The 26382-nt window shown below is 73.4% G+C and carries 25 protein-coding genes and 2 pseudogenes; 18 read left to right on the top strand and 9 right to left on the bottom strand.

Annotated features, from left to right (window positions below; translation table 11 throughout):
- Positions 1-36: 36 nt before the first annotated feature.
- Complete coding sequence (locus QHG49_RS14475; protein WP_301489995.1) at positions 37-1734, bottom strand: FG-GAP-like repeat-containing protein; 1698 nt, start codon at positions 1732-1734, stop codon at positions 37-39.
- A 196-nt stretch (positions 1735-1930) separates the two neighbouring features.
- On the opposite strand from QHG49_RS14475, the gene glmS reads away from it, so the two are divergent.
- Positions 1931-3778, top strand: a complete 1848-nt coding sequence (glmS, locus tag QHG49_RS14470) for a glutamine--fructose-6-phosphate transaminase (isomerizing) (RefSeq protein ID WP_159704178.1) — start codon at positions 1931-1933, stop codon at positions 3776-3778.
- A gap of 25 nt (positions 3779-3803) precedes the next feature.
- On the opposite strand, the gene QHG49_RS14465 is transcribed toward glmS, so the two are convergent.
- Complete coding sequence (locus QHG49_RS14465) at positions 3804-4595, bottom strand: SDR family NAD(P)-dependent oxidoreductase (RefSeq protein ID WP_301489994.1); 792 nt, start codon at positions 4593-4595, stop codon at positions 3804-3806.
- Positions 4596-4647: 52 nt separating this feature from the next.
- Here QHG49_RS14465 and QHG49_RS14460 point away from each other — a divergent pair, with 52 nt between their 5' ends.
- The 5 genes from QHG49_RS14460 (at position 4648) to tsaE (ending at position 9758) form a co-directional block, all read left to right on the top strand.
- Positions 4648-5019, top strand: coding sequence for a holo-ACP synthase (locus QHG49_RS14460; protein ID WP_159704184.1), 372 nt, complete (start codon positions 4648-4650; stop codon positions 5017-5019).
- 49 nt (positions 5020-5068) lie between these two features.
- Positions 5069-6499 carry an NAD(P)H-hydrate dehydratase gene (locus tag QHG49_RS14455; protein WP_201300648.1) on the top strand — a complete coding sequence of 477 codons (1431 nt, stop codon included), beginning with the start codon at positions 5069-5071 and terminating at the stop codon, positions 6497-6499.
- Positions 6500-6691: 192 nt separating this feature from the next.
- Positions 6692-7870 (top strand): alanine racemase, encoded by a 1179-nt coding sequence (gene alr / locus QHG49_RS14450; protein ID WP_301489993.1) that lies wholly within the window; start codon positions 6692-6694, stop codon positions 7868-7870.
- Positions 7871-8026: 156 nt separating this feature from the next.
- The gene (locus tag QHG49_RS14445) at positions 8027-9265 is read left to right on the top strand and encodes an alpha/beta fold hydrolase (RefSeq protein WP_159704190.1); all 1239 of its coding nucleotides are present in this window, start codon (positions 8027-8029) and stop codon (positions 9263-9265) included.
- Positions 9228-9758, top strand: a complete 531-nt coding sequence (tsaE, locus tag QHG49_RS14440) for a tRNA (adenosine(37)-N6)-threonylcarbamoyltransferase complex ATPase subunit type 1 TsaE (protein ID WP_145482858.1) — start codon at positions 9228-9230, stop codon at positions 9756-9758. Before QHG49_RS14445 ends, tsaE begins: the two co-directional genes overlap by 38 nt.
- Positions 9759-10516: 758 nt before the next feature.
- Here the strand turns inward: tsaE and QHG49_RS14435 are convergent.
- A complete protein-coding gene (locus QHG49_RS14435) occupies positions 10517-11077 on the bottom strand; it encodes a hypothetical protein (RefSeq protein WP_145482861.1) in 561 nt (186 codons plus the stop codon).
- A 113-nt stretch (positions 11078-11190) separates the two neighbouring features.
- Here QHG49_RS14435 and tsaB point away from each other — a divergent pair, with 113 nt between their 5' ends.
- The 4 genes from tsaB to QHG49_RS14415 are packed head-to-tail and all read left to right on the top strand — an operon-like array spanning position 11191 to position 13676.
- Positions 11191-11847, top strand: a complete 657-nt coding sequence (gene tsaB, locus QHG49_RS14430) for a tRNA (adenosine(37)-N6)-threonylcarbamoyltransferase complex dimerization subunit type 1 TsaB (protein WP_301489992.1) — start codon at positions 11191-11193, stop codon at positions 11845-11847.
- Positions 11848-11864: 17 nt separating this feature from the next.
- Positions 11865-12341 carry a ribosomal protein S18-alanine N-acetyltransferase gene (gene rimI / locus QHG49_RS14425; RefSeq protein ID WP_145484059.1) on the top strand — a complete coding sequence of 159 codons (477 nt, stop codon included), beginning with the start codon at positions 11865-11867 and terminating at the stop codon, positions 12339-12341.
- Positions 12334-13422, top strand: a complete 1089-nt coding sequence (gene tsaD / locus QHG49_RS14420) for a tRNA (adenosine(37)-N6)-threonylcarbamoyltransferase complex transferase subunit TsaD (protein ID WP_145482865.1) — start codon at positions 12334-12336, stop codon at positions 13420-13422. The genes rimI and tsaD overlap by 8 nt, the downstream gene beginning before the upstream one ends.
- On the top strand, positions 13419-13676 hold the full coding sequence (locus QHG49_RS14415) for a hypothetical protein (RefSeq protein ID WP_159704193.1): 258 nt from the start codon (positions 13419-13421) through the stop codon (positions 13674-13676). Before tsaD ends, QHG49_RS14415 begins: the two co-directional genes overlap by 4 nt.
- Positions 13677-13909: 233 nt before the next feature.
- Here QHG49_RS14415 and QHG49_RS14410 read toward each other — a convergent pair.
- Positions 13910-14335 (bottom strand): annotated as a pseudogene (locus QHG49_RS14410) (fibronectin type III-like domain-contianing protein); the annotation flags it as partial.
- On the opposite strand from QHG49_RS14410, the pseudogene QHG49_RS14405 reads away from it, so the two are divergent.
- Positions 14326-14709: pseudogene (locus tag QHG49_RS14405) on the top strand (substrate-binding domain-containing protein); the annotation flags it as partial. The pseudogenes QHG49_RS14410 and QHG49_RS14405 overlap by 10 nt on opposite strands.
- Positions 14710-14859: 150 nt before the next feature.
- Entirely contained in the window at positions 14860-15861 is a 1002-nt protein-coding gene (locus QHG49_RS14400; RefSeq protein ID WP_201300816.1) for an LCP family protein, read from the top strand.
- Between the two features lie 7 nt (positions 15862-15868).
- Here the strand turns inward: QHG49_RS14400 and QHG49_RS14395 are convergent, their stop codons facing one another.
- Positions 15869-17050 (bottom strand): methyltransferase domain-containing protein, encoded by a 1182-nt coding sequence (locus QHG49_RS14395; protein ID WP_301492776.1) that lies wholly within the window; start codon positions 17048-17050, stop codon positions 15869-15871.
- Positions 17051-17141: 91 nt separating this feature from the next.
- On the opposite strand from QHG49_RS14395, the gene QHG49_RS14390 reads away from it, so the two are divergent.
- The 4 genes from QHG49_RS14390 (at position 17142) to groL (ending at position 21163) form a co-directional block, all read left to right on the top strand.
- Entirely contained in the window at positions 17142-18101 is a 960-nt protein-coding gene (locus QHG49_RS14390) for a polysaccharide deacetylase family protein (protein ID WP_301489991.1), read from the top strand.
- 60 nt (positions 18102-18161) lie between these two features.
- Complete coding sequence (locus QHG49_RS14385) at positions 18162-18782, top strand: hypothetical protein (protein WP_370530464.1); 621 nt, start codon at positions 18162-18164, stop codon at positions 18780-18782.
- 321 nt (positions 18783-19103) lie between these two features.
- Positions 19104-19412: a co-chaperone GroES gene (gene groES / locus QHG49_RS14380; protein WP_046426823.1), complete on the top strand. Its 309-nt coding sequence runs from the start codon at positions 19104-19106 to the stop codon at positions 19410-19412.
- Between the two features lie 122 nt (positions 19413-19534).
- Positions 19535-21163 (top strand): chaperonin GroEL, encoded by a 1629-nt coding sequence (gene groL, locus QHG49_RS14375; protein WP_145482878.1) that lies wholly within the window; start codon positions 19535-19537, stop codon positions 21161-21163.
- 265 nt (positions 21164-21428) lie between these two features.
- Here the strand turns inward: groL and QHG49_RS14370 are convergent, their stop codons facing one another.
- The 3 genes from QHG49_RS14370 to QHG49_RS14360 all read right to left on the bottom strand — a co-directional run bounded on the left by QHG49_RS14370 (position 21429) and on the right by QHG49_RS14360 (position 23726).
- The gene (locus QHG49_RS14370; RefSeq protein WP_159704202.1) at positions 21429-22136 is read right to left on the bottom strand and encodes an ester cyclase; all 708 of its coding nucleotides are present in this window, start codon (positions 22134-22136) and stop codon (positions 21429-21431) included.
- A gap of 84 nt (positions 22137-22220) precedes the next feature.
- A complete protein-coding gene (locus QHG49_RS14365) occupies positions 22221-22994 on the bottom strand; it encodes an SDR family oxidoreductase (RefSeq protein WP_145482884.1) in 774 nt (257 codons plus the stop codon).
- Between the two features lie 63 nt (positions 22995-23057).
- Entirely contained in the window at positions 23058-23726 is a 669-nt protein-coding gene (locus QHG49_RS14360; protein ID WP_301489989.1) for an MOSC domain-containing protein, read from the bottom strand.
- 80 nt (positions 23727-23806) lie between these two features.
- Here QHG49_RS14360 and QHG49_RS14355 point away from each other — a divergent pair, with 80 nt between their 5' ends.
- Positions 23807-24709 carry a LysR family transcriptional regulator gene (locus QHG49_RS14355; RefSeq protein WP_145482889.1) on the top strand — a complete coding sequence of 301 codons (903 nt, stop codon included), beginning with the start codon at positions 23807-23809 and terminating at the stop codon, positions 24707-24709.
- Between the two features lie 158 nt (positions 24710-24867).
- On the opposite strand, the gene QHG49_RS14350 is transcribed toward QHG49_RS14355, so the two are convergent.
- Positions 24868-25197 carry a WhiB family transcriptional regulator gene (locus tag QHG49_RS14350; protein WP_145482892.1) on the bottom strand — a complete coding sequence of 110 codons (330 nt, stop codon included), beginning with the start codon at positions 25195-25197 and terminating at the stop codon, positions 24868-24870.
- A 380-nt stretch (positions 25198-25577) separates the two neighbouring features.
- Between QHG49_RS14350 and QHG49_RS14345 the strand changes: the two genes are divergently transcribed.
- Positions 25578-26189: a response regulator transcription factor gene (locus QHG49_RS14345; RefSeq protein ID WP_003948568.1), complete on the top strand. Its 612-nt coding sequence runs from the start codon at positions 25578-25580 to the stop codon at positions 26187-26189.
- Positions 26190-26382: the final 193 nt, after the last annotated feature.

Genomic DNA, 26382 nt, shown 5'->3' with positions numbered 1-26382 from the left:
TCACGCGGACGCCCCCACTCCGCACCGGCCGGTGCCTCAGGTGTTGGCGTTGATCAGGGACACCTGGCGGGAGTTCTGGAGGACGCTGCCGAACTGCGGGATGGCGTAGAGGATCTCCATCCCGACCTGACCGGGCTTGATCCGCTGGGCCCCCGTCGTGCCGATCCGCCGCCGGCCGTCCGCCGCGATGCCGGAGGGCAGCACGGTGACGGTGCCGTCGCCGTTGTCCGCCCAGGGGGTGCCGGCGATCAGGTCGGCGCCGCCGTCGTGGTCGAGGTCGGTGAGCAGCACGGCCGTACCGAAGTTGCCCTCGGGCCGGCCGGGGACGTCGTGGTCGCCCGGGTAGAAGTACTGCGGGGCGGCGCTGGTGTCGACGCCCGCCTTCGAGCCGTACAGCACGGTGACGGTGCCCAGGTTGTAGTACATGTGCCCCCACAGCCGCATGTTCTCCCGGGGGGCGCCGATGGCCAGGTCGAGCAGGCCGTCGCCGTCGATGTCGCCGAGGGCGACCGACTGGCCGAACTTGTCCCAGTTCTCGGAGTCGCCGGGGACGGTGCCGGACTCCTGCGTGATGGTCTGGACGCGGTGGGAGGGGCCCGAGGCGGAGCCGTAGGTGACGACGACCTTGCCGCCGATCGGGCCGTTCGCGGTGTTCCTGCCCCAGTGGACGCCGGTGACGATGTCGCCGCGGCCGTCGCCGTCGAGGTCGCCGATCGCCCCCGCGACACCGCCGGGCATCTTCTTGGCGCTGGTGGCCGAGGGTCCGGTGGCGGTGCCCGGCACGAAGTAGTTGACGTCGTAGTACGTGCCGTCGGCGCCCTTGGTGGGGTTCAGGCCGTTGACCATCAGGTCCGCGCGGCCGTCGCCGGTGACGTCCCCGGCCGTGAGGTTGATGATCCCGGCCTCCGGCGCGGAGCGCAGCGGCAGGGCGCGGGTGCCGAGCGCGCCGGCCTTGCCGCTCCGGGAGATGCCCTTGCGGAAGGTGTGGAGGGCGGACCCGTCGGTGCCGACGGCCAGGTCGGTGCGGCCGTCGCCGTCGAAGTCGCCGGCCGCGAGCGAGGCGCCGAAGCGGTCGTGGGCGGCCGGGGCCGGGTCGGGGACCGTGGTGGCCGAGGTCAGGCCCTTCGCGGAGCCCCACATGATCTGCACCAGGCCGCCGTTGACGTCCGTGCCCACGTCCTCCAGCGGGGTGCCGACGGCGAGGTCGGTGTAGCCGTCGTCGTCGAAGTCGCCCGCGGTGGTCGCCGCGCCGAACAGGTCGCCGTTCTCGGCCGCGCCCGGCAGCCAGGAGGTGTCCTGGGTGATGGTGGTGCGCCGGTCGGCCGAGACGCCCTGGGCGGAGCCGTAGAGGACGGTGACCGCGCCCACCCGCCACTTGCCGTTCAGCCGGGCGGCCGGGGCGGTGACGGCGAAGTCGCCGTACCCGTCACCGTTGAAGTCGGTCAGGGACCGCTTCGCGGCCGCCACGCCCGATCCGGCCGCCACGCCCGATCCGGCCGCCACGCCCGATCCGGCCGCCACGCCCGATCCGGCCGCCACGCCCGATCCGGCCGTCACGCCCGATCCGGCCGTCACGCCCGATCCGGCCGTCACGCCCGATCCGGCCGTCACGCCCGATCCGGCCGTCACGCCCGATCCGGCCGCGGTGGCGGGCCCGGTCAGCCCGACGGTCAGGCCCCCGGCCAGCGTCGCGGCGACGGCCGTGGCCAGGACGGTGCGATGTCCACGCTTCACCTGTGTGTCTCCCGGTGTTCGCTGGTGACGTTCAGCCGGTAGACCTCCGACCCGGTCGCACGGTTGTGCGGGGGCATGGACGCGGCCCGGATGCGCCGCGAACGCGCCACGGATGTGCTCTGAACGGGCCCGGGATTTCCGAAATCGGGCACGCGGCGCCACTTTTGACGGCCGATCGGCCCGTAGGCTGCGGCACATGTGCGGAATCGTGGGATACGTAGGGTCGCAGTCGGCGCTCGATGTCGTGATGGCCGGGCTGAAGCGACTGGAGTACCGGGGGTACGACTCGGCGGGCGTCGCCCTGCTGGCGGACGGCGGTCTGGCCGCCGCGAAGAAGGCCGGGAAACTGGTCAACCTGGAGAAGGAACTGGTCGAACGGCCGCTGCCGGCCGGTTCGACGGGCATCGGACACACGCGCTGGGCCACCCATGGCGGCCCCACGAACGACAACGCGCACCCGCACCTGGACAACGCGGGCCGGGTCGCCGTCGTCCACAACGGCATCATCGAGAACTTCGCGCTGCTGCGCGCCGAACTCGCCGAGCGCGGCCATGAGCTGAACTCCGAGACGGACACCGAGGTCGTCGCGCATCTGCTGGCCGAGGAGTACTCGGTGACCGGCGATCTCGCGGAGGCGATGCGGCTGGTGTGCCGGCGTCTGGAGGGCGCGTTCACGCTGGTCGCGGTGCACGCGGACGCCCCGGACGTGGTGGTCGGCGCGCGCCGCAACTCCCCGCTGGTGGTCGGCGTCGGCGAGGGCGAGGCGTTCCTCGCCTCCGACGTCGCCGCGTTCATCGCGCACACCCGCTCGGCGATCGAGCTGGGCCAGGACCAGGTGGTGGAGCTGCGCCGCGACGGCGTGACCGTGACCGGCTTCGACGGCCTGCCCGCCGAGGTGCACTCGTACCACGTGGACTGGGACGCCTCGGCCGCCGAGAAGGACGGCTACGACTACTTCATGCTCAAGGAGATCGCCGAGCAGCCCAAGGCGGTCGCCGACACCCTGCTCGGCCGGATCGACCCGTCCGGCTCGCTCACCCTGGACGAGCTGCGGATCACCCCCGCCGATCTGCGCCAGATCGACAAGGTCGTGATCGTGGCCTGCGGTACGGCCTTCCACGCGGGGCTGATCGCCAAGTACGCCATCGAGCACTGGACGCGGATCCCCTGCGAGGTGGAGCTGGCCAGCGAGTTCCGCTACCGGGACCCGATCCTCGGCGGCCGCTCCCTGGTGATCGCGATCTCCCAGTCCGGCGAGACCATGGACACCCTGATGGCGCTGCGGCACGCCCGTGAGCAGGGCTCCAAGGTGCTGGCCATCTGCAACACCAACGGCTCCACGATCCCGCGCGAGTCGGACGCGGTGCTGTACACGCACGCCGGGCCCGAGGTCGCGGTCGCCTCCACCAAGGCGTTCCTGACCCAGCTGGTCGCCTGCTACCTGGTTGCCCTGTACCTGTGCCAGGTGCGCGGCACCAAGTGGGGCGACGAGATCCAGGCGGTGATCAAGGACCTGTCCAGGATCTCGGACGAGGTCGAGCGTGTCCTGGAGACCATGGAGCCGGTACGGGCGCTGGCGCGCACCCTGGCCGGCAAGGACACGGTGCTCTTCCTCGGCCGGCACGTCGGCTACCCGGTCGCCCTCGAAGGCGCGCTCAAGCTCAAGGAACTCGCCTACATGCACGCCGAGGGCTTCGCGGCGGGCGAGCTGAAGCACGGGCCGATCGCGCTGGTCGAGGAGGACATGCCGGTGGTGGTCGTCGTACCGTCGCCGCGCGGCCGGTCCCTGCTGCACGACAAGATCGTCTCCAACATCCAGGAGATCCGGGCGCGCGGGGCGCGCACCATCGTGATCGCGGAGGAGGGCGACGAGGCGGTCGTCCCGTACGCCGACCACCTGATCCGCATCCCGGTCACGCCGACCCTGCTCCAGCCGGTGGTGGCCACGGTGCCGCTCCAGGTCTTCGCCTGCGAGCTGGCCGCGGCCCGGGGCAACGAGGTGGACCAGCCGCGGAACCTGGCGAAGTCGGTGACCGTGGAATGACGCCCCTGCCCCGGGCGCCCCTGTCCTAGTGGACCGAGAAGCCTCCGTCGACGTGGATCGACTGGCCCGTGACGTAGGCGGAGGCGCGGCTCGCGAGGAAGACGGCGGCGCCCGCGAAGTCCTCGGCGAGGCCGTTGCGCCCGGTCAGGGTGCGCGCGGCCAGTGCCGCGACCTTCTCGGGGTCGGCGGACAGCCGCGCGTTGAGCGGGGTCGTCACGAAGCCCGGCACCAGGGTGTTGCAGGTGACCCCGTAGGGCGACCACGCCTCCGCCTGCGAGCGGGCGAGCGACTCCAGCGCGCCCTTGGAGACGCCGTACGCGCCGCTGCTCACGAAGGCCCGGTGCGCCTGCTGGGAGCTGATGTGGATGATCCGGCCGAAGCCGCGCTCCGCCATGCCGGGTCCGAACCGCTGCCCCAGCAGGAAGGGCGCCTCCAGGTTCACGGCCATGGTGGCGTCCCAGACGTCCTCGCCCAGTTCGCCCATCGGGGGCCGCAGATTGATCCCGGCGGAGTTCACCAGGATGTCCGGCTCCCCGAACACCTCCGCCGCCGCCTCGGCAGCCGCCCGGACGCCCGCCCGGCTGGCGAGGTCCCCGGCGACCCCGGCCGCCCGGCACCCCAGCGTCGTCAACTCTTCGACGGTGGCCGCCCGTTGCTCCTCGCCCCGGGCCACGACCACCACGCTCGCCCCGGCCCGCGCCAGCGCCCCGGCGACGGCCCGGCCGATGCCGGAACTGCCCCCGGTCACCACGGCGACCCGGCCGTCCAGCGAGAACAGGTCGGCGAGGTAGGTCTGTCGGGGCGTGGCGCTCGTCATGCCGGAAGCGTAGAGGGGATGCGGGCGCCGCCTCCCGCCTAGGGTGCTGCCCATGAGCATCATCGGAGTCGGGATCGACGTGGCGGAGATCGACCGCTTCCGGGCGTCCCTGGAGCGGACCCCGCAGCTGGCCGACCGGCTGTTCGTGGAAGCGGAGTTGCTGCTGCCCAGCGGGGAGCGGCGCGGTGTCGCCTCGCTGGCGGCCCGGTTCGCGGCGAAGGAGGCGCTGGCCAAGGCGCTCGGGGCACCGCCGGGACTGCTGTGGACGGACGCCGAGGTGTACGTCGAGGACAGCGGGCGGCCACGGCTGCGGGTGCGGGGCACGGTCGCCGCGCGCGCCGCCGAGCTGGGGGTGCGGTCCTGGCACCTCTCCCTCAGCCATGACGCGGGCGTCGCCTCGGCCGTGGTGGTCGCCGAGGGCTGACCGGCCCGGCGGGTGTGGGCGGTGGGGGTTACGGGGCAGACTCGGAGCCATGCGGAGTGCGTACAGCGTGGAGACGGTGCGGGCGGCCGAGCGGGCCCTGATGGCGCGGCTGCCCGAGGGGGCGCTGATGCAGCGGGCGGCCGCCGGACTGAGCGCCGCCTGCGCCGAACTGCTGGGCCGGGTGTACGGCAGCCGGGTGGTCCTGCTCGTCGGCAGCGGTGACAACGGCGGCGACGCCCTGTACGCCGGTGCCCGGCTGGCGCGACGGGGGGCCGGAGTGACGGCCGTGCTCCTGTCGCCCGAGCGGGCGCACGCCCAGGGGCTGGCAGCGCTGCGGCGGGCCGGGGGCGTGAGCGTCGTACCCGAGGCGGCCGGCGAGGCGATCGGGCGGGCCGACCTCGTGGTGGACGGCATCGTCGGGATCGGCGGCAAGGGCGGGCTGCGGCCCGACGCCGAGCGGCTGGTGGCGGCCGTCGAGCGGACCCGGGCCGCGGTGGTCGCGGTGGACCTGCCCAGCGGGATCGAGGCGGACAGCGGGGAGGTGCGGGGCGCGGCCGTACGGGCCGACCTCACCGTCACCTTCGGCACGTACAAGCCCGGACTGCTGGTGGACCCGGCGCGGGAGTACACCGGGGTCGTACGGCTGGTCGACATCGGCCTCGAACTGCCCGCCGAGCCCGAGCTGGAGGCGCTGCAACACGCGGACGTGGAGCGCCTGCTGCCGCACCCGGCCGCCGAGAGCGACAAGTACCGGCGGGGCGTGGTCGGCGTCGCGGCCGGCTCCGGGCGCTACCCGGGCGCCGCGGTGCTCGCCGTCTCCGGGGCGCTGCGCGGCGGCGCGGGGGCGGTGCGCTACGTCGGCCCGGCCGCGGACGCGGTCATCGCCCGCTTCCCCGAGACCCTGGTCTCCGACCGGGGCCCGGCCGAGGCGGGCCGCGTGCAGGCCTGGGTCACCGGTCCCGGCGCGGGCGACGACGCGGCGACCGTCGCCGAGGTGCTGGCCGCAGAGGTGCCGGTGCTGCTGGACGCGGACGGGCTGCGGCTCGCCGACCGGGACGCCGTACGGGGGCGTACCGCGCCCACCCTGATGACACCGCACGCGGGCGAGGCCGCGGCCCTGCTCGGCGTGGCGCGCGAGGAGGTCGAGGGCGCCCGGCTGGCCGCGGTGCGTGAACTGGCCGCGGTGTACCGGGCGACGGTGCTGCTCAAGGGCTCCACCACGCTGGTCGCGGACGCGGCGGGCGGCGCGGTCCGGGTGAACGCCACCGGCACCCCCTGGCTGGCCACCGCGGGCAGCGGCGACGTGCTGTCCGGCCTCGGCGGCTCGCTGCTGGCCGCGGGCCTGTCCGCCCTGGACGCGGGCAGCGTCGCCGCGTATCTGCACGGCCTCGCGGGCCGGTTCGCGGCGCAGGGCGCGCCGGCCGGTGCGCACGACGTGGCGGAGTGCGTGCCTCAGGCATGGCGGGACGTACTGGACTGAAGGGGCGGGCGGCTGGGCGCACGTGCTGGACCGAGGGGGCGGGCGGCTGGGCGCACGAGGAGGGCCGCGCCGCCGCGCCCGTTCGATGTCGGCTCACGCGTCCCGGAGTTGGTGCCCTTCGGCGCCCACGGCCCGCCCGGTCCCGGCACCGCGCCGGGGGCCGGTGGCGCGCTCTGAGAGACTGGGGGCGCCATGACTGAGACTGCAGCTGTGCCGACCGCCCCCCTGCGCGCCCGTGCCGAGATCGATCTGGGCGCGCTGCGCGCCAATGTGCGCACCCTGCGCGCCCGCGTGGGGGACGCGGCCGTGATGGCCGTCGTCAAGGCCGACGGATACGGCCACGGCGCGCTGCGCTGCGCCCGCGCCGCCGTCGAGGCCGGGGCCACCTGGATCGGCACCGCCACGCCCGAGGAGGCCCTCGCGCTGCGCGCGGCCGGGCTGACCCAGCGTGTCCTGTGCTGGCTGTGGGTGCCCGGCGGGCCCTGGCGGCAGGCGATCGAGGCCGACATCGACGTGTCCCTCAGCGGGATGTGGGCGCTGCGCGAGGTCGCCGGGGCGGCCCGCGCCGCCGGACGGACCGCGCGCGTCCAGCTCAAGGCCGACACCGGGCTCGGCCGCAACGGCTGCCAGCCCGGGGCCGACTGGGAGGAGCTGGTCGCCGCCGCGCTGCGCGCCGAGGCCGAGGGACTGGTCCGGGTCACCGGACTGTGGTCGCACTTCGCCTGCGCCGACGAGCCCGGCCACCCCTCCATCGGCGCCCAGCTCACCCGCTTCCGCGAGATGGTGGCGTACGCCGAGGAGCAGGGGGTGCGCCCCGAGGTGCGGCACATCGCCAACTCGCCCGCCACGCTCACCCTTCCGGAGACCCACTTCGACCTGGTCCGCCCCGGTATCGCCATGTACGGCCTGTCGCCCAGCCCCGAGGTCGGCACCCCGGCGGACTTCGGACTGCGCCCGGTGATGACGCTCAGCGCCTCGCTGGCCCTGGTCAAGCGGGTGCCGGGCGGACACGGGGTCAGTTACGGCCACCACTACGTCACCCCCGGCGACACCACGCTCGGCCTGGTGCCGCTCGGCTACGGCGACGGCGTCCCGCGGCACGCCTCCGGAGCCGGGCCCGTGCTGGTCGACGGCAAGTGGCGGACGGCCGCCGGGCGGGTCGCCATGGACCAGTTCGTGGTGGACCTCGGCGGCGACGAACCGCCCGTCGGCGCCGAGGCCGTGCTCTTCGGCCCCGGCGACCGGGGCGAGCCCACCGCCGAGGACTGGGCGACGGCCTGCGGCACGATCGTGTACGAGATCGTCACGCGCATCGGATCCCGGGTGCCGCGCGTCTATGCCGATGACGTCGACGAGGACGTGCGGGGGTGACCCGTCCGAGGACGGCTGCGACCGGCTGCCCACGTCACGTGTAACAACCGTCACATTCGCACACCTGGTCGCACCCGTCTCGGCGAACATCGGTACGGCACATCGGCACGGCGAGTCGGCAGGGCGAGTCGGTACGACGGCGAGGAGGAGCGGCACGTGAGCGACAGCAGGGCGGAGACCGTGACGGACGCCGTCGCCTCGGCGGCCGGGAACTGGCGCAGGGCGACCGGTATCGCCGGTGCCGCGATAGGCGTCCTCGCCGCGGGCGCGGCGGCCGGTGTCGCCGTCGAGCGGATGACGGTGGGCCGCGCGGTGCGCCGCAAGGCGCGTCTCGCCCTGGACTCCGCGGGGCCCTACGGCACCCTGCGCGGCACCCCGGGCAAGGCGTACGCCGACGACGGCACCGAGCTGTACTACGAGGTCGACGAGGTGGAGCCGGACGCGGACGCCGCGCCCTCGGCGCGCCGGCGCAGGCTCTTCGGCCGCAAGGCGCCCGCCCCGGCCACGGTCGTCTTCTGCCACGGCTACTGCCTCAACCAGGACTCCTGGCACTTCCAGCGGGCGGCCCTGCGCGGGGTCGTGCGCACGGTGCACTGGGACCAGCGCAGCCACGGCCGCTCCGGGCGGGGCGTGGCGCAGAGCCGGGACCGTGAGCCGCTGACCATCGACCAGCTCGGCCGCGATCTGAAGGCCGTCATCGACGCGGCCGTGCCCGAGGGGCCGATCGTGCTGGTCGGGCACTCGATGGGCGGGATGACCGTGATGGCGCTCGCCGCGCAGTACCCGGAGCTGATCGCGGAGCGGGTGGTCGCCACCGCGTTCGTGGGCACGTCCCCGGGGCGGCTCGGCGAGGTGAACTTCGGGCTGCCGGTGGCCGGTGTCAACGCGATACGCCGGATCCTGCCGGGGGTGCTCAGGGCGCTCGGGCAGCAGGCGGAGCTGGTGGAGAAGGGGCGCCGGGCGACGGCGGAGCTGTTCGCCGGGATCATCAAGCGGTACTCGTTCGCCGGGCGGGACATCGACCCGGCGGTGGAGCGGTTCGCCGAGCGGATGATCGAGTCCACGCCGATCGATGTCGTCGCCGAGTTCTATCCGGCCTTCACCGACCACGACAAGACGGCCGCGCTGGCCTGCTTCCGGCAGATGCCGGTGCTGGTGCTGGCGGGTGTGCAGGACCTGGTGACGCCGAGCGCGCACAGCGAGGCCATAGCCGACGAGCTGCCCGACGCCGAGCTGGTGCTGGTGCCGGACGCCGGGCATCTGGTGATGCTGGAGCACCCGGAGGTGGTGATAGACCGCCTCGCCGATCTGCTCACCCGCGCGGGGGCGGTGCCCGCAGCGGCTACCGTAAGTTCCTATGGAACGTCCAGCAGCAGCACCGTACGACCCCGCTGAGCACGACCCGGCCGGGACCCGGCTGACGATCACCTCGCCCGAGCAGATGCGCGAGCTGGGCCGGCGCCTCGCCAAGCTGCTGCGCGCCGGGGACCTGGTGATGCTCTCCGGGGAACTGGGCGCGGGCAAGACCACGCTGACCCGGGGCCTGGGGGAGGGGCTCGGGGTGCGGGGCGCGGTCACCTCGCCGACCTTCGTGATCGCCCGGGTGCATCCGTCCCTCGTCGACGGCCCGCCGCTCGTGCATGTGGACGCGTACCGGCTCGGCGGCGGTCTGGACGAGATGGAGGACCTGGACCTCGATGTCTCGCTGTCCGACTCGGTGATCGTCGTGGAGTGGGGCGAGGGCAAGGTCGAGGAGCTGACCGAGGACCGGCTCCAGCTCGTCATCCACCGCGCGGTCGGCGACACCGCGGACGAGGTGCGGCACGTGATCCTCACGGGGCTCGGCGCGCGCTGGGCCGACGCGGGCCTGGAGACCCTCACGGCCTGACCCGGGCCGGTTTTCCGACAGGCCGTCGGCAAGATGTTGCGCGGTCAACCCGGGCGTGATGACATGGGGTCCAGCCCGTAGTCAGGCATGCCTAACTACGCCGCCGCACCTCAGGAGGCGCCCATGCCCGCCCCCCGCCCCCCGAAGGCCCCCGCCCCGGTCCCCATGCACGTCCTCCTGGCGTCCTGCGCCGCCGCGGCGACCCTCTCCAGCCCACCACGCCCTCCGGAGCCCCGGGCCCCTCACCGGGCCGACCACCCGAAACGAGCGGCGTAAGCCTCGGGGAACCGCGCGGGTCCGTCCGTCCGGGCCGCGAGAGCCGGTTCCGGCGCGCTCGGCCGCCTGCGGAGGGCCGGAGTGCGGCGGGGCCGTGCCTTGCCGGCTTCCGGCCCGGCTCACCTGCCCGCCGGGCGGAGTCCGCTCCCCGCTCTCCGCCGCGCCGCCACCTCCGGCCCCGAGTGGATGGGCCTGCCGTGCTCGCGGGGCTGTCCGGTCCCCGGGTCTGCCGTCTCTTGCGGAGGTGCCCGGCCCTCAGTCGCCGTCCCCTCCGCAGGTCGCCCGAGCCTCAGGGCCACCGCCGGACTCGCGGGGTCGCCCGGCCCTCAGGCCCTCCGGACCGCGAGGTCACCTGATCTCCAGCTCACCCGACATCCAGCCCACCATCCAGCGACGCTCCTGGTCGCCGGCGCGCCCGCTTCGCAGGGCTGCCGGTCCCCCGGGGCGGCCGGTTCCCCAGGTGTCGATCCCAGGCGGAGCCCTCAGCGGATCACCAGGATCCGTTCGCCGATCGTCGCGAAGTTCCACATCGCCTCGCCGTCCGCGCGGGTCTCGCGGATGCCGCCCGTCCTGGTGCCCGCGTCGGGGGCCGGGACGGCGTCGGGGGTGGTGGGGGCGGAGAAGCCGATGGTGACGCCGTCGACCGTGGTGAAGCGGACCACGTGTTCGATGGGGATGCCGTCCGTGCCGGTGACGGCGTGGGAGCGGGAGGTCACCCAGTACGTGCCGAGGGGCGGATCCACCGTGCCGGGCCGGACGCGGAAGGTGCGCAGCACCCGGTCGCCGGCCTCGACCAGCCAGACCCGGTCGTCGTCCACCGAGTACACCACCCGTTCACCCTTGCCGGACCCGCTCGGCAGGGCGGTCGGGTGGAGCCGGTCCCGGGGCGCCTTCGTGGCCTGCCCGCCGGGCGAGCCGTTCGCCGCCGGACGGGCGCCCAGCCCCGCCGGCACCGTCGCGTACGCCTCGTAGGCCAGGAAGCCGACCACGCCGACGGCCGCCGCGGTGAGGCCGGCCACGATTCCCGAGCTGGTCCCTGCCACCTGCTTCCACCTCCGCCGTGCGCGATATGTCGTACTTCGTACAGACCGTAGCAGCCGGTGACCGTCCGCCCCGGGCGGCCGTGCGCGAGGCGCGGGCGCCGTAGGCTGTTCGCGTGCTCTTGCTCGCTCTGGATACCGCAACGCCCGCCGTCACCGTCGCCCTGCACGACGGCACGGACGTCATCGCCTCGTCGAAGCAGGTGGACGCGCGCCGGCACGGGGAGCTGCTGCTGCCGGCCGTCGACCGGGTCCTCACCGAGGCCGGCCTCACGCTGGAGGCGGTCACCGGGATCGTCGTCGGCACCGGCCCCGGCCCCTACACCGGACTGCGCGTCGGCCTGATGACCGCCGACACCTTCGGCCTGGCCCTCGGCGTCCCCGTGTACGGCGTGTGCACCCTGGACGGCCTCGCCTACGCCGCCGACATCGAGAAGGGCCCCTTCGTCGTGGCGACCGACGCCCGGCGCAAGGAGGTCTACTGGGCGACGTACGCCGACTCCCGCACCCGGCTGACCGGCCCGGCCGTCGACCGCCCGGCCGACATCGCCGAGCAGGTCGCCGGGCTCCCGGCGGCCGGCGCGGGCGCCCTGCTCTACCCGGACATGTTCCCGAGCGCCCACGAGCCCGAGCACGTGTCCGCCGCCGCGCTGGCCGCGCTCGCCGCCGAGCGGCTGGCCGCCGGGGAGGAACTGCCCGCGCCGAGGCCGCTGTACCTGCGCCGCCCGGACGCCCAGGTCCCCAAGAACTACAAGGTGGTCACCCCGAAGTGACCGTCGAACTGCGCGAGATGCGCTGGTGGGACATCGACCCGGTCCTGGAGCTGGAGAAGGACCTGTTCCCGGAGGACGCCTGGTCCCGGGGCATGTTCTGGTCCGAACTGGCCCATTCCCGGGGCGCCGAGGCCACCCGCCGCTATGTCGTGGCCGAGGACGGCACCGGCCGGGTGGTCGGCTACGCGGGCCTCGCCGCCTCCGGCGACCTCGCCGACATCCAGACCATCGCCGTCGCCCGCGACCTCCAGGGCTCGGGGCTCGGCGGCCGGCTGCTGACCGATCTGCTGCGGGCGGCGACCGCGTTCGAGTGCCACGAGGTGATGCTCGAAGTCCGGGTGGACAACATCCGCGCGCAGAAGCTGTACGAGCGCTTCGGCTTCGCCCCCATCGGGTTCCGGCGCGGCTACTACCAGCCGGGGAACGTGGACGCCCTGGTGATGCGCCTGACCGACCCTTCCGCATCTGTTCAAGGAACCGAGATCAATGGCTGACGAACCCCTCGTCCTCGGCATCGAGACCTCCTGCGACGAGACCGGCGTCGGCATCGTGCGCGGCACCACCCTGCTGGCCGACGCCGTCGCCTCCAGCGTGGACGAGCACGCCCGCTTCGGCGGCGTCGTCCCCGAGGTGGCGTCCCGCGCCCACCTGGAGGCGATGGTCCCGACCATCGACCGCGCCCTGAAGGAGGCCGGGGTCAGCGCCAGGGACCTCGACGGCATCTCGGTCACCGCGGGCCCCGGACTCGCGGGCGCCCTCCTGGTCGGCGTCTCCGCCGCCAAGGCGTACGCCTACGCGCTCGGCAAGCCCCTCTACGGCGTCAACCACCTCGCCTCCCACATCTGCGTGGACCAGCTGGAGCACGGCCCGCTGCCCGAGCCGACGATGGCGCTGCTGGTCTCCGGCGGCCACTCCTCGCTGCTGCTGTCCTCCGACATCACCTCCGACGTCCGGCCGATGGGCGCGACCATCGACGACGCGGCCGGCGAGGCCTTCGACAAGATCGCCCGCGTGCTGAACCTGGGCTTCCCCGGCGGCCCGGTCATCGACCGGTACGCCAAGGAGGGCGACCCGGCCGCGATCAGCTTCCCGCGCGGTCTGACCGGCCCGCGCGACCCCGCGTACGACTTCTCCTTCTCCGGCCTGAAGACCGCCGTGGCCCGCTGGATCGAGGCGAAGCGCGCGGCCGGCGAGGAGGTCCCGGTGCGCGATGTGGCCGCTTCCTTCCAGGAGGCCGTGGTGGACGTGCTCACCCGCAAGGCCGTGCGCGCCTGCAAGGACGAGGGTGTCGACCATCTGATGATCGGCGGCGGGGTGGCGGCCAACTCCCGGCTGCGCGCCCTCGCCCAGGAGCGCTGCGAGGCGGCCGGCATCCGGCTGCGCGTGCCGCGCCCCAAGCTGTGCACGGACAACGGCGCGATGGTGGCCGCGCTCGGCGCCGAGATGGTCGCCCGGGGCCGGGCCGCCTCCAGCTGGGACCTGTCCGCCGACTCCTCCCTGCCGGTCACCGACCCGCATGTGCCGGGCCACCACGACCATGTGCACGAGGTCAGCAAGGAGAACCTGTACTCATGACGGTCGCGCTGATGTGGGAGGCACGCGCGGCCGAGGGCCGGGGCGGGGACCTCCTCGACTGGGCCCGCGCCCAGCGGCTCGACCGGGAGCCGCTGCGCCGCGAGACCTTCCGCGCGCCGGGCGACCGGGTGCTGGTCATCACCTGGTGGGCCGACGCGTACGACGCGACGCTGCCGGAACTCCCCGAACCGGACCCGCGGTTGGTGACGCGGGCCGTGCACCGCTGGCGTTTCGAGGCGGTCGCGTCCGAGTAGGGGCGGCTGAGTCCCGTTTGTTCCGGGCGAGTTTGCGGCCGCCGTCTCCCTCGGTCTATGATCATCACACAGCGAACGGGCCGGAAAGCCGGTACGAACGCAGTGCGTTGGTGGTCCAAGGAAAGACGTCCCGCTTCCTGCGGGGAGATGCAGGTGCAAGGCCTGCCCGGCGCTCCACTCACACCCCGTCTCCGGGTCTCCGGAGGCGGGGTGTTGGCGTATGCCCCGGCCGCTCAGGTCCCCGTGACCGCCGCCGGGCAGCGCAGCTCCCGCCCGGTGCCCACCGTCCGCACCGGCCCCGTCGGCCGCAGCCGCGCCCGGTGCCGTACGTGCGTGCTCGACGCGGCCAGCCGCAGCTCCAGCTCGCCCGGCTCCACGACCGGGTGCCCGTGCGGTCCGGGAAGGAGGCGAGGCCGGTGTGGAAGCGGAAGGTGAGGCGGCGGGCCTCGCCGGGGGCCAGCTCCACCCGCCGGTGGCCGCAGCCGGATGTCCGGGCGGGTCACCGAGGCCACCGGGTCGTGCAGACACAGCTGGACGACCTCGGCGCCCGCGCGCCCACCCGTGTTGCGGACGGTGACCGACAGGTCGTACCCGCCGTCCGTCGGGATCTCCGCCTCGGATCCCGCGAAGTCCTCCCGGGCGAACGCGGTCGCTGATCGTGGCCGGGGACTTCCACCGCGACGCCGGCCACCGGCTGGGCATGGAGCTGCTGCGCCGCCCGGACCGGCCGTCCGCGGTCTTCGCGGGCAACGACCTCCAGGCCGTGGGCCTGCACGAGGCCGCGCGCGAGCGGGGGCTGCGCATCCCGGAGGACCTCAGCGTGGTCGGCTTCGACGATCTGCCGGTGGCCCGCTGGGTGGGCCCGCCGCTGACGACCGTACGGCAGCCGCTGACCGAGATGGCCGAGGCCGCGGCCCGCCCGGTGCTCGAACCGGGCGGCGCGCACGAGGAACGCGCCGCCACCCGGCTGGAGCCGGCGACCACTCTGGTGGTGCGTTCCAGCACGGCGGTGCCGCGCCGGCCGTCCGCGTGACCGAAACTTTCGAGGACGCGTCAACGGCCCCCGGCCGATGAGATTTTCCGAAGAAAACCCCTCTGTGTGGCTTCCGCTAACAGTCCCCTAATAATTCGGACTTACGTTCCTGCCGTGACGCGACACGAGGAGCACGGCCGGCGTTCGCGAGTGCTGCGGATCGCCGGACTCACCCTGGCGGCGGCCCTGGTGCTGGGGGTGGCCACGGCCGGATACGCCTACTGGCATCTGGACCACAACATCAAGGGCGTCGACATCGACAGCGCGCTCGGCGACGACCGCCCCGCGCACGCGATGCTCGCGCCCTCCCCGAGCGCCCCCACGGCCGCGGCCGCCCCGCTGCCGGCCGGGTCGCTCAACATCCTGGTGCTGGGCTCGGACTCGCGCAGCGGCAAGGCCGACAAGGAGCTGGGCGGCGGCGACAGTTCGGGCGCCCGCTCGGACACCGCGATGGTGGTGCACCTCGACGCGGGCCGCACCCGCGCCACCGTGGTCAGCATCCCGCGCGACACCCTCGTCACCCGCCCCTCCTGCCCGCTGCCCGGCGGGGGTTCGACGGCGGTGGCGTACGGCTCCATGTTCAACAGCGCCTTCTCGGTGGGCGGTCCGGTGTGCGCGGTCAAGACGGCCGAGTCGATCACCGGCGTGCGCATGGACCACTTCATCGAGATCGACTTCTCCGGCTTCGCCAAACTGGTCGACGCGCTCGGCGGGGTCGACGTCACCACGGCCCAGGACATCGACGACGACAAGAGCCACCTCCATCTGGCGGCCGGGACCCATCACCTCGACGGCAAGCAGGCGCTGGCCCTCGCCCGCACCCGGCACGGCATCGGCGACGGCAGCGACCTCGGCCGCATAGGACTCCAGCAGCTGCTGGTGAAGGCCCTGCTGGAACGGATGTCCGGTACGAACCTGCTCACCGACCCGGCCAAGCTGTACACGGTCGCCGACGCGGTCACCAAGAGCCTCACCACCGACACCGGACTCGACTCCCTGACCGGGCTGACCGAGTTGGGCAAGAGCCTGAAGGGGCTGAGCGCGGACCAGGTGCGGACCGTGATGATGCCGGTCGTCACGGCGCCCTCGGACCCCAACCGGGTGATCGCGAAGGAGCCGGCCGCCGAGACCCTGTGGGCGACCCTGCGCTGACCGCCGGTCAGGGGCCCTCGGGCGGCCGGGCGGGCCCGCCGACCAGCATCGTCGGCGCCCCCGCGACCCGGGTGAGGAACACGGTCGCCGCGTTCGGACCCTGCGGCTTGACCTTGCGCCGCAACTCCTCCGGCTCGACCGCCGAGCCGCGCTTCTTCACGGTCAGCGTCCCGACCTCACGCTCACGCAGCAGCGCCTTCAACTTCTTCAGATTGAAGGGGAGTTGGTCGGTGATCTCGTAGGGGGCCGCGTACGGGGTCGGGTGCAGCTCGTCGGCGGTGACGTACGCGATGGTCGCGTCGACCAGCCCGCCGCCGACCTCCTCGGCCACCTCGGCGACCAGATGCGCGCGGATCACGGCGCCGTCCGGCTCGTACAAGTACCGCCCCACCGGCCGCACTCCGGGATCCGGCAGGCCCCGCCCGAGCAGGGTGCGCGGGCCCGGCAGCAGGGTGGCGCGCACCGCGCCCGGCGCCCCGGTCCCGAACCAGAGCACCGCCTCCTTCACATCGCCGCCGTCCGAGATCCACTCAGCCTCGGCCTCCGGCGGCACCGCCTCGTGGGGAATGCCGGGCGCGATCTTCAGCGCGGCGTGCGGTGCCCGGCGGGCGGCCTCCACGGCCCAGGACAGCGGCGGCGAGTACGCCTCGGGATCGAAGACGCGGCCCCGGCCTCCCCTGCGCGCCGGATCCACGAACACGGCGTCGTACCCGGCGGTGTCCACCTCCGCGACATCCGCCTCCCGCACCTGCATCAGGCCGGTGAGCCCCAGCGCCTCCGCGTTCGCCCGCGCCACGGCCGCCGTCAGCGGGTCCCGGTCCACGGCGAGCACCCGGATCCCGGCCCGCGCCAGCGCGATGGCGTCCCCGCCGATCCCGCAGCACAGGTCCGCCACCGAGGTCACCCCGAGATCGGTCAGCCGCCGCGCCCGGTACGCCGCCACGCTCGCCCGCGTCGACTGCTCGACCCCGTTCGGCGTGAAGAACATCCGCTCCGCGTCCGCCGCCGCGAACTTGGCCGCCGCGCGCTGCCGCAGCCGGGCCTGGCCGAGCGCGGCCGACACGAGGTCGGAGGGGTGGTCGCGGCGCAGCCGGGTGGCGACGGCGAGTTCATCGGCCGGGGCGGTGCCGCGGACCTCTTCGAGGAGGGCCCGGCCTTCGGGGGTGAGGAGAGGAGCGAGGTCGTTCACCGGGTCATTGTGGGCCAGTCGGTGGATGGTGCGCGTCAGGGCGGCGTTGTCGCCCGGGGAGCGGGGGTGGGGCCTGCGAAGATCCAGCACCATGCGACTAGTAGTACAAAATGACAAAAGTCGGGCACGTCGGCGTGGGGCCGCCCCCGGTGGCCGGAAACACGCGATGGCCCTCGGCTGCGGCGCCGCCGTCCTCGCCTCGACCGCCCTCGTCACCGGCTGCTCCGGATCCGGATCCGGCTCCGACCCGGGCACCGCCCGCCCGGCGGCCGGCCGGGGCGCGACCGGGCACGCCGCCCCCGACCCCCGCGCCGCCGAGGCCGCGGAACACACCCGTATGGCCGCCGCCGCGAAACGCTGGGGCCTGGACGAGGTCCCGATCGCGCCCCCGGCGCCGCCCAAGGTGAAGCCGCACATCACCGCGCGCGCCGGCTTCGAGGTGGACCACCAGGAGGACTGGGGCCTGCCACCGGTCTTCACCACGGTCCCGACCCGGAACAAGGTCGTCTTCCTCACCATCGACGACGGCTCGGAGAAGGACCCCCGGTTCCTCCAGATGATGCGGGACCTGAAGATCCCGTACACCGCCTTCCTCAGCAACTACCTGGTCAAGGACGACTACGGCTACTTCCGCAAGGCCCAGTCCTACGGCAACACCCTCAACAACCACACCCTCACCCACCCCTACCTGCCGGGGCTGTCCTACGAGGAGCAGAAGCACGAGATCTGCGACATGCAGGACATCATGCGGAAGCAGTTCGGCAAGCGCCCGACCGTGCTGCGCCCGCCCTACGGCAACTACAACCAGGACACCCTGGTCGCCGCCAAGTCCTGCGGCATCAAGTACGCCCCGATCTGGAACGAGGAGGTGTACGTCGACCACTGGGAGTTCCGCGAGGACGACCAGCAGCTGCGCCGGGGCGACATCGTCCTCACCCACTTCCGGGGCCGCAGCGACTGGGACGGCACGATGGTCGACGACATGCGCCGCTTCCTCAACAAGGTGACGCGCGAGGGGTACGCGGTGGCACGGCTGGAGGACTACCTGTGAGTCGGCCGCGGCGGTCGCGTCGGCCGCGGGGGGTGCGGTGAGGTGTCCGGCGGGGCGTCGGTGAGGCGGCGTGCGCGAGGCGCGGCCCCGGTGGCTGCCGGGGTCCTCGCCGCGGCACTGCTGCTCGCCGGGTGCGCCCAGCCCGTCGTACCCATCGAACGCCTCGGCAGGAAGGCGGCGGAGGGGGTGCGGCCGCACCTCCGGCCGCTCGCCGCGCCGCCGTCCCGCCGGCCCCTGCCCCCGGTCGTGGACCACGTCCCCACCCACGACCGGGTCGTCTTCCTCACCTACGACGCCACCGGCCGCGACCCCCGCCGCACCGCCGCGCCCCGCGGACTCCGCGTCCCGGTGACCCGGTTCACCCCCGGACTCCGGCCCCTGGCGGGGAAGCCGTACGCCGCCCAGCGCGCCGCGCTCTGCGCCCGCCGCACCCGGCTCCTGCGCCCGCCCCGGGGCTCGTACGACGCGACGACCCTGCGCGCGGCCGCCGACTGCGGCACCACGGCCGTCGTCCTGTGGCGCGCCACCCTCACCCCGACGGGCCTCATCTACCCCCGGGGCCCGCACCACCTCCGCCCGGGTGACATCGTCCGCCTCCTCCCGGAGACCCCCACGGCCCGCCTCCTGGACGCCATCCACGGACGAAACCTGACGGCGGCGAGGCTGGAGGACTACCTGTAGTCGATCCAGCCCGTCCGGCATCTGAAGACGGAGGCCGCAGGCCGACAGCGGGGCTCCGGGGGCGCCCAGCCCCTGGTACGGCACGCCCGGCACCGCCCGCCGACCCACGCTGCCGCACCTGCGATTTCGGCCGACGCGCCGCACGGCATTGGCACTCCGCTTGACCGAGTGCTAATCCCGGTCATAGTCTCGGCTCTGGCACTCCCCACTGGAGAGTGCCAACAAAGCGACGGGCAGATCCGGCACCCGCGACGACGGATCGACCTGGTCGCCACCTCAGACAGTTAACCCCGTGAGATCTCCGAAGGGGGAGGTCGGATCGTGACGACCGCCAGCTCCAAGGTTGCCATCAAGCCGCTCGAGGACCGCATCGTGGTCCAGCCGCTGGACGCCGAGCAGACCACGGCCTCTGGCCTGGTCATCCCGGACACCGCGAAGGAGAAGCCCCAGGAGGGCGCCGTCCTCGCCGTCGGTCCGGGTCGCTTCGAGAACGGCGAGCGCCTGCCGCTCGACGTCAAGGTCGGCGACGTCGTGCTGTACAGCAAGTACGGCGGCACCGAGGTGAAGTACAACGGCGAGGAGTTCCTCGTCCTCTCGGCTCGCGACGTGCTCGCGATCATCGAGAAGTAATTCACCCCGGGCAAACCTTTGCTCTGAGCTGCGCCCCTGGCCCCCGCGACCGATAACGAAGCCGGGCGTCCGGGGCGCAGTTCGTCTTTTACCCACAAGATTCCGAGAGGGCTCCCGCTGTCATGGCGAAGATCCTGAAGTTCGACGAGGACGCCCGTCGCGCCCTCGAGCGCGGCGTCAACAAGCTGGCCGACACGGTGAAGGTGACGATCGGCCCCAAGGGTCGCAACGTCGTCATCGACAAGAAGTTCGGCGCCCCGACCATCACCAACGACGGTGTCACGATCGCCCGCGAGGTCGAGATCGAGGACCCGTACGAGAACCTCGGCGCGCAGCTGGTGAAGGAGGTGGCGACCAAGACCAACGACATCGCGGGTGACGGCACCACCACCGCCACCGTGCTCGCCCAGGCGCTGGTCCGCGAGGGCCTGCGCAATGTCGCCGCCGGTGCCTCCCCGGCCGCCCTGAAGAAGGGCATCGACGCCGCCGTCAAGGCGATCTCCGAGGACCTGCTCGCCACGGCCCGCCCGATCGACGAGAAGTCCGACATCGCCGCCGTGGCCGCGCTGTCCGCCCAGGACCAGCAGGTCGGCGAGCTGATCGCCGAGGCCATGGACAAGGTCGGCAAGGACGGTGTCATCACCGTCGAGGAGTCCAACACCTTCGGTCTGGAGCTGGACTTCACCGAGGGCATGGCCTTCGACAAGGGCTACCTGTCCCCGTACTTCGTGACCGACCAGGAGCGTATGGAGGCCGTCCTCGACGACCCGTACATCCTGATCCACCAGGGCAAGATCTCCGCCATCGCGGACCTGCTGCCGCTCCTGGAGAAGGTCATCCAGTCCGGCTCCAAGCCGCTGCTGATCATCGCCGAGGACGTCGACGGCGAGGCCCTGTCGACCCTGGTCGTCAACAAGATCCGCGGCACCTTCAACGCCGTCGCGGTGAAGGCCCCCGGCTTCGGCGACCGCCGCAAGGCGATGCTCCAGGACATGGCCGTCCTCACCGGCGCCACCGTCATCTCCGAAGAGGTCGGCCTCAAGGTCGACCAGGTCGGCATCGACGTGCTCGGCTCCGCCCGCCGCGTCACCGTCACCAAGGACGACACCACGATCGTCGAGGGTGCGGGCAAGTCGGAGGACCTGAACGGCCGCGTCGCGCAGATCAAGGCCGAGATCGAGAACACCGACTCCGACTGGGACCGCGAGAAGCTCCAGGAGCGCCTCGCGAAGCTGGCCGGCGGCGTGTGCGTGATCAAGGTCGGCGCCGCCACCGAGGTGGAGCTGAAGGAGAAGAAGCACCGTCTGGAGGACGCCATCTCCGCGACCCGCGCCGCGGTCGAGGAGGGCATCGTCTCCGGTGGTGGCTCCGCCCTGGTGCACGCCTCCAAGGTCCTCGAGGGCAACCTCGACAAGACCGGCGACGAGGCCACCGGTGTCGCCGTGGTCCGCAACGCGGTCGTCGAGCCGCTGCGCTGGATCGGCGAGAACGCCGGCCAGGAGGGCTACGTCATCGTCTCCAAGGTCAAGGACCTGGAGAAGGGTCAGGGCTACAACGCCGCCACCGGTGAGTACGGCGACCTGGTCAAGGCCGGCGTCATCGACCCGGTCAAGGTGACCCGCTCCGCCCTGGAGAACGCCGCCTCCATCGCCTCCCTGCTGCTCACGACCGAGACCCTGGTCGTCGAGAAGAAGGAAGAGGAGCCGGAGGCCGCCGCGGGCCACGGCCACAGCCACGGCCACGCCCACTGAGCCCCACCGCTCCGACCGAAGGCCCGGCACCCCTCAGGGGGCGCCGGGCCTTCGCGCTGCCGTACGCCGTCAGCCGCGCCCGGCGCCCTCCCCGGCTCCATCCCCGGTCCCGGTGCCCGCGGAACGCCGCACCGAAGAACCCCCCCTGCTCTTCCCCCCGGCCACCCCGGGCCGGTGCTCGAACAGAGCTCCCCGCGAAAACCGCGAGGCCGCAGGCTGTCCGCCGTACGCACCGGAGCCTCCCGGCCGGGCGGCCCCGGCCCCCCTAGTTCTCCAACTCGTCCAGCGCGCCCAGCTGTTGCATCAGGCCCAGGTGGTCGCGCTGCCACCAGGTCTCGGTGATCCTGCCGTCGGGGGCGAGCCGGAAGACGGTCGCGCCGGTCATGGCGACGTCGCGGCCGGTCGCCGGGATGCCGAGGAAGTCGCCCTTGTGGGTGGCCCGCCAGGTCCAGCGGGCGCAGGCGCGGTCGTCCTGGACGAGGACGTCCTCGACGGTGAAGGCGCCGTCGAAGGCGGAACGCCACATGCGGTACTCGGCGCGCGCGTGGTCCAGGCCGAGGGTGTCCTGCGGGTTCACCGGGTCGTGGCTGTGCACGTCCTCGGCCAGCAGATCGTTGAGCGGGGCCAGTTCGCCGGGGGCCGTGAGGGTGGTGAAGAAGCGCCGTACGGTGTCCTCGGCCGGCCGGTCGGCCCGTACGACGTCGAGGTCCATGAGCACCGGCGTCTCGTCGCACAGGGCGGCCATCTCCCGGAGGACCCGGTCGCTCTCCGGCCGGCCGGAGCCGCGCACCGCGTCCTCGTACGACGGGAACTCCACGACCTCCACCAGGTGCGCGGCGTCCGAGCGGTCCCGGCCGACCAGGGTGTGCGTCGCCGTCCGCCGCCCCCTGGCCCGCGCGGCCCAGTCGTCCATGAGCCGGTTCATCTCGTCCGGCCGGCTCGTCCTGCACTCGATGAGCTGTACGAAGGTCATGGTGCCGCCTCCGGCCCCCCTGATCCGGTCGTCTCCTCCCATTTTCCCACCGGATCGCCGACGACACCCGTCCGCGGCCCGCGCCTACTGCGGGCCGTACTTGCGCCCGGTGCGGGAGGTGACCCCGCCGAGGAGCCCGCGCGGGGTGATCTTCACCAGGCCCATCAGCGCCTTGTAACGGGGGTCCGGGACCGACAGCGACCTGCCGCGCGCCAGGTCGGCGAGGGCCGCCGCGACCAGCTTGTCGGCGTCCAGCCACATCCAGCCGGGGATGTTGTCCGTGCCCATCCCGGCCCGCTGGTGGAACTCGGTGCGCACGAACCCGGGGCACAGCACCATCAGCCGCACCCCGGTGCCCGCCAGGTCCCGCGCCGCGCCCTGGGTGAACTGCACGACCCACGCCTTGGACGCGCCATAGGTGCCCCGGGGCACGAAGGCCGCCACCGAGGCGACATTGACCACCCCGCCCCGGCCGCGCTCGCGCATCGCCTCGGCCGCCGCCGAGGTCAGCCGCAGCACCGCCTCGCAGTGCACCTTGAGCATCGTCAGCTCGTCCGCCATGGAGACGTCCAGATAGCGGCCCTTGTTGCCGAAACCGGCGTTGTTGATCAGCAGGTCGACCGGGTTCTTGCGGTCGCCGAGCCGGTCGGCGACGGTCTCGATGCCCTTGTCCTCGGAGAGGTCGGCGGGCAGCACCTCCGCCTCGATGCCGTGCCGGTCGTGCAACTCGGTCGCCTGCTCGCGCAGCCGCTTGGCGTCCCGTGCCACCAGGACGAGGTCATGCCCGTCAGCCGCCAGCCGCCGCGCGAAGGCGGCGCCGATCCCCGCGGTCGATCCCGTAATCAGAGCCGTTGTCATGACCCAAGGTTAGTGAGCGCGGGCGATCCGGACCCGCGGTGTCCGCCATGCGGTGACGGGTCCTCAGCGGGCCTGCGCGGCGACATACTTGCGGGCCGCCGCCAGCGCCTCCGGATGCAGGTCGCCGGCCGCTGCGAGCAGCCGGGGCAGCAGTTCCCGCTCGGTGGTGGTCGCCCGGAACTCCATCGCCGCCGTCACCCCGTGGCCGGGGCGGTGCAGGATCTCGACCGGGTCGCCCGCGCGGATCTCACCGGGCTCGATCACCCGGAGGTAGGCACCCGTCGCCGCCTTCCGGGTGAACCTGCGGATCCAGCCAGGCTCGCCCAGATGGCCCTGGAAGGTGCGGCACGGGACACGGCCCGAGGTCACCTGGAGCACCACCGCCGGACCGATCCGCCAGCGCTCGCCGATCAGCGCCCCGGAGACGTCGAGCCCGTCGGTCGTGATGTTCTCCCCGAAGCAGCCGTTGGCCAGGGTGCGGCCCAGCTCGCGCTCCCACTCGTCCAGGTCCTCGCGGGCGAACGCGTACACCGCCTGGTCGTCGCCGCCGTGATGCCTCAGGTCGCACACCGCGTCCCCGGCCAGCCCGCTGCCGGCGGTCCCCTTCGGACCCGGCGCGGACACCCTCACGGGCCCCTCGACCGGCCGCTTGTCGATGCCCGTCAGACCGTCCGCCTGGCTCGTGTACGGCACCGGGCGGGCCTGCCCGACGTTGACGGAGAGAAGCTTCATGCCCGCACCGTACGGGATCGTTACTCAAAGCGTCGAGCGGATTTCGGACGCCGAACCCAAGGCGGCCTTATGCTTGAGGGGTGATCGAGGCCCGTCATCTCCGTGTCCTGCGCGCCGTCGCCGCCACCGGCTCCTTCTCGGCGGCAGGGCGCGAACTGGGCTGCACCCAGCCCGCCGTCAGCCAGCAGATGAAGGCCCTGGAGACCTCCGTCGGCACCCCGCTGCTGATCCGCGCGGGCCGCGAGATGCGGCTGACCCAGGCCGGGGAGGCCCTGGTCAGGCACGCCTCCGGCATCCTCGCCGGGCTCACCGCCGCCGAGGAGGAGGTCGCCGCCATCGCGGGCCTGCGGGCCGGCCGGGTGCGCCTGGTCTCCTTCCCGAGCGGCAGCTCCACCCTGGTCCCCACCGCCCTCGCCGCCCTGCGCGCCGCGCACCCCGGCACCCGGGTCTCCCTGGAGGAGGCCGAGCCCCCGCGCTCCGTCGAACTGCTGCGCGAGGGCGACTGCGATCTCGCCCTGGCCTTCCGCTACGAGGGCGCGGCCGTCACCGAGGACTGGGACGACCTGGTCGTACGACCCCTGCTGTCCGACCGCCTGGTGGCCCTGGTGCCCGAGCGGCACCGGCTCGCGCGCGCCGAGGCCGTGGCCATCGGGGAACTGGCCGAGGAGCCCTGGATCGCGGGCTGCCCGCGCTGCCGGGGCCAGCTGGTGGAGGTCTGCCAGGGCGCCGGGTTCGCGCCGCGCATCGACTTCGCCACCGACGACTACCCGGCGGTCGCCGGTCTGGTGGGCGCGGGTCTGGGCGTGGCCGTACTGCCGCAGCTCGCGGTGGAGTCGGTCCGGCCGCGCGGGGTGCGCACGGTGCGCCTGGAGCCGGCGGTGCGGCGGGAGATCGTCGCGCTCACCCTGCCCGATCTGGCACAGGTGCCGGCGGTGGCGGCGACGCTGGAGCAGCTGGCGCGGGCGGCCGGGCGCGCGGTGTGACACCGCGTCGCGAAGAAAGCCGGGCAGAAGAAGCCCGGTAAGGGACTCCGGGCGGCGCCGGGGCATGAAGCCGCGCGGAGTCGCGGGCACACGCGCGGCGTGCCCGAGGGGTGGGGGTGTCGGCTGCACCCGACGGGTTCAGGTGCAGAAACGTTCCTTCAGTGACTCTGGGCGGCGTCGCCGCTGGTGGTGGAGGCCGCCACCAGGCGGTTGCGTGCCCGCCCCATCAGCTCCTCGCGCTCGTCCTCGGTCAGGCCGCCCCAGACGCCGTACGGCTCGCGCACGGCAAGCGCGTGCGCCGCGCACTCCGCACGGACCGGGCACCTCATGCAGACCTCCTTGGCCGAGTTCTCGCGAGCGCTCCGAGCCGCCCCGCGCTCGCCCTCCGGGTGGAAGAAGAGCGAGCTGTCCACCCCGCGGCAAGCAGCCAGCAGCTGCCAGTCCCACAGGTCCGCGTTCGGTCCGGGAAGGCGGGAGAAATCTGCCATTACGTGACCCCTTGTAGCCGTTCTGGGCGGATACGGTGCCAACGACCGTACATCTCCGGTCTAAGGAGATGTAAATATGACTCATTGCGAATCTAGCCCCGAACACTACGAAACGGGAAGAAAAGCAGCTGAATGGGGCATAGGTTGTGATGAAAAGTTGAGGGTCCGTTGGGCATGTCTGCACCGTGTCGGTGCCCTCACGTAGAGTGCCGATGACGGCGTGCAGCCCCGTAACTCTTTCGAGTGACCGTCGTTGAGAGTGCGGAGGCGGTTGAAAACACAAGCGCTCGGGCAGGCGTCCGAGACGGTCGACCGCACAGGTGAGATTCCGTACCAGCCTGGAGGCTCAAGGTGACGCGCATCAGCTGCGGAGGGCGGTCATGACATCCGTCCTCGTCTGCGACGACTCCCCGCTTGCCCGAGAAGCGCTCCGCCGCGCGGTCGCGACCGTGCCCGGTGTCGAGCGTGTGACGACGGCGGCCAACGGCGAGGAAGTCCTCCGCCGCTGGGGCGCCGACCGCTCCGACCTGATTCTGATGGATGTCCGCATGCCCGGCCTGGGCGGCGTCGAGACGGTGCGCCGATTGCTCTCGGCCGATCCCGGCGCGCGCATCATCATGCTGACCGTCGCCGAGGACCTGGACGGCGTGGCCCTCGCGGTCGCCGCCGGTGCCCGGGGCTATCTGCACAAGGACGCCTCGCGCGCCGAACTGCGGGCCACGGTGACACAGGCCCTCGCCGACCCGACCTGGCGGCTGGCCCCGCGCCGGCTGCGCTCGGCCGAGATGGGCGCCGCGCCCACGCTCACCGCGCGTGAGATCCAGGTCCTGGAGGGCATGAGCCACGGCCGCTCGAACGCCGAGATCGGCCGTGAGCTGTTCCTCTCCGAGGACACCGTCAAGACCCACGCCCGGCGCCTGTTCAAGAAGCTCGGCGCCTCGGACCGTGCCCACGCGGTGGCCCTCGGCTTCCGCTGGGGCCTGGTCAGGTAGACCCGGCGGGCCCCGCGCGCACGCCGCGCGGGGCCGGGCAGATCCTGGCCGTCGGGGGCCGTCGTGAAGCCGCCCCCGGTGCCCGGGATTCCTCGGCCGCCCGGCGGGCCGATCCGCGGCGGACCCCCGTGTCCGCGCGGCGCGCCTTGCTCCCGGCGGTGCCGTCCGTGCCGTAGGCCCGGGGCGGTTCTCG

The sequence above is a fragment of the Streptomyces sp. WP-1 genome, from assembly GCF_030450125.1.
Taxonomy (GTDB): domain Bacteria; phylum Actinomycetota; class Actinomycetes; order Streptomycetales; family Streptomycetaceae; genus Streptomyces; species Streptomyces incarnatus.
The sequence above is the reverse complement of the archived record's forward strand: the minus strand, read 5'-3'. Positions and strand labels throughout refer to the sequence as shown.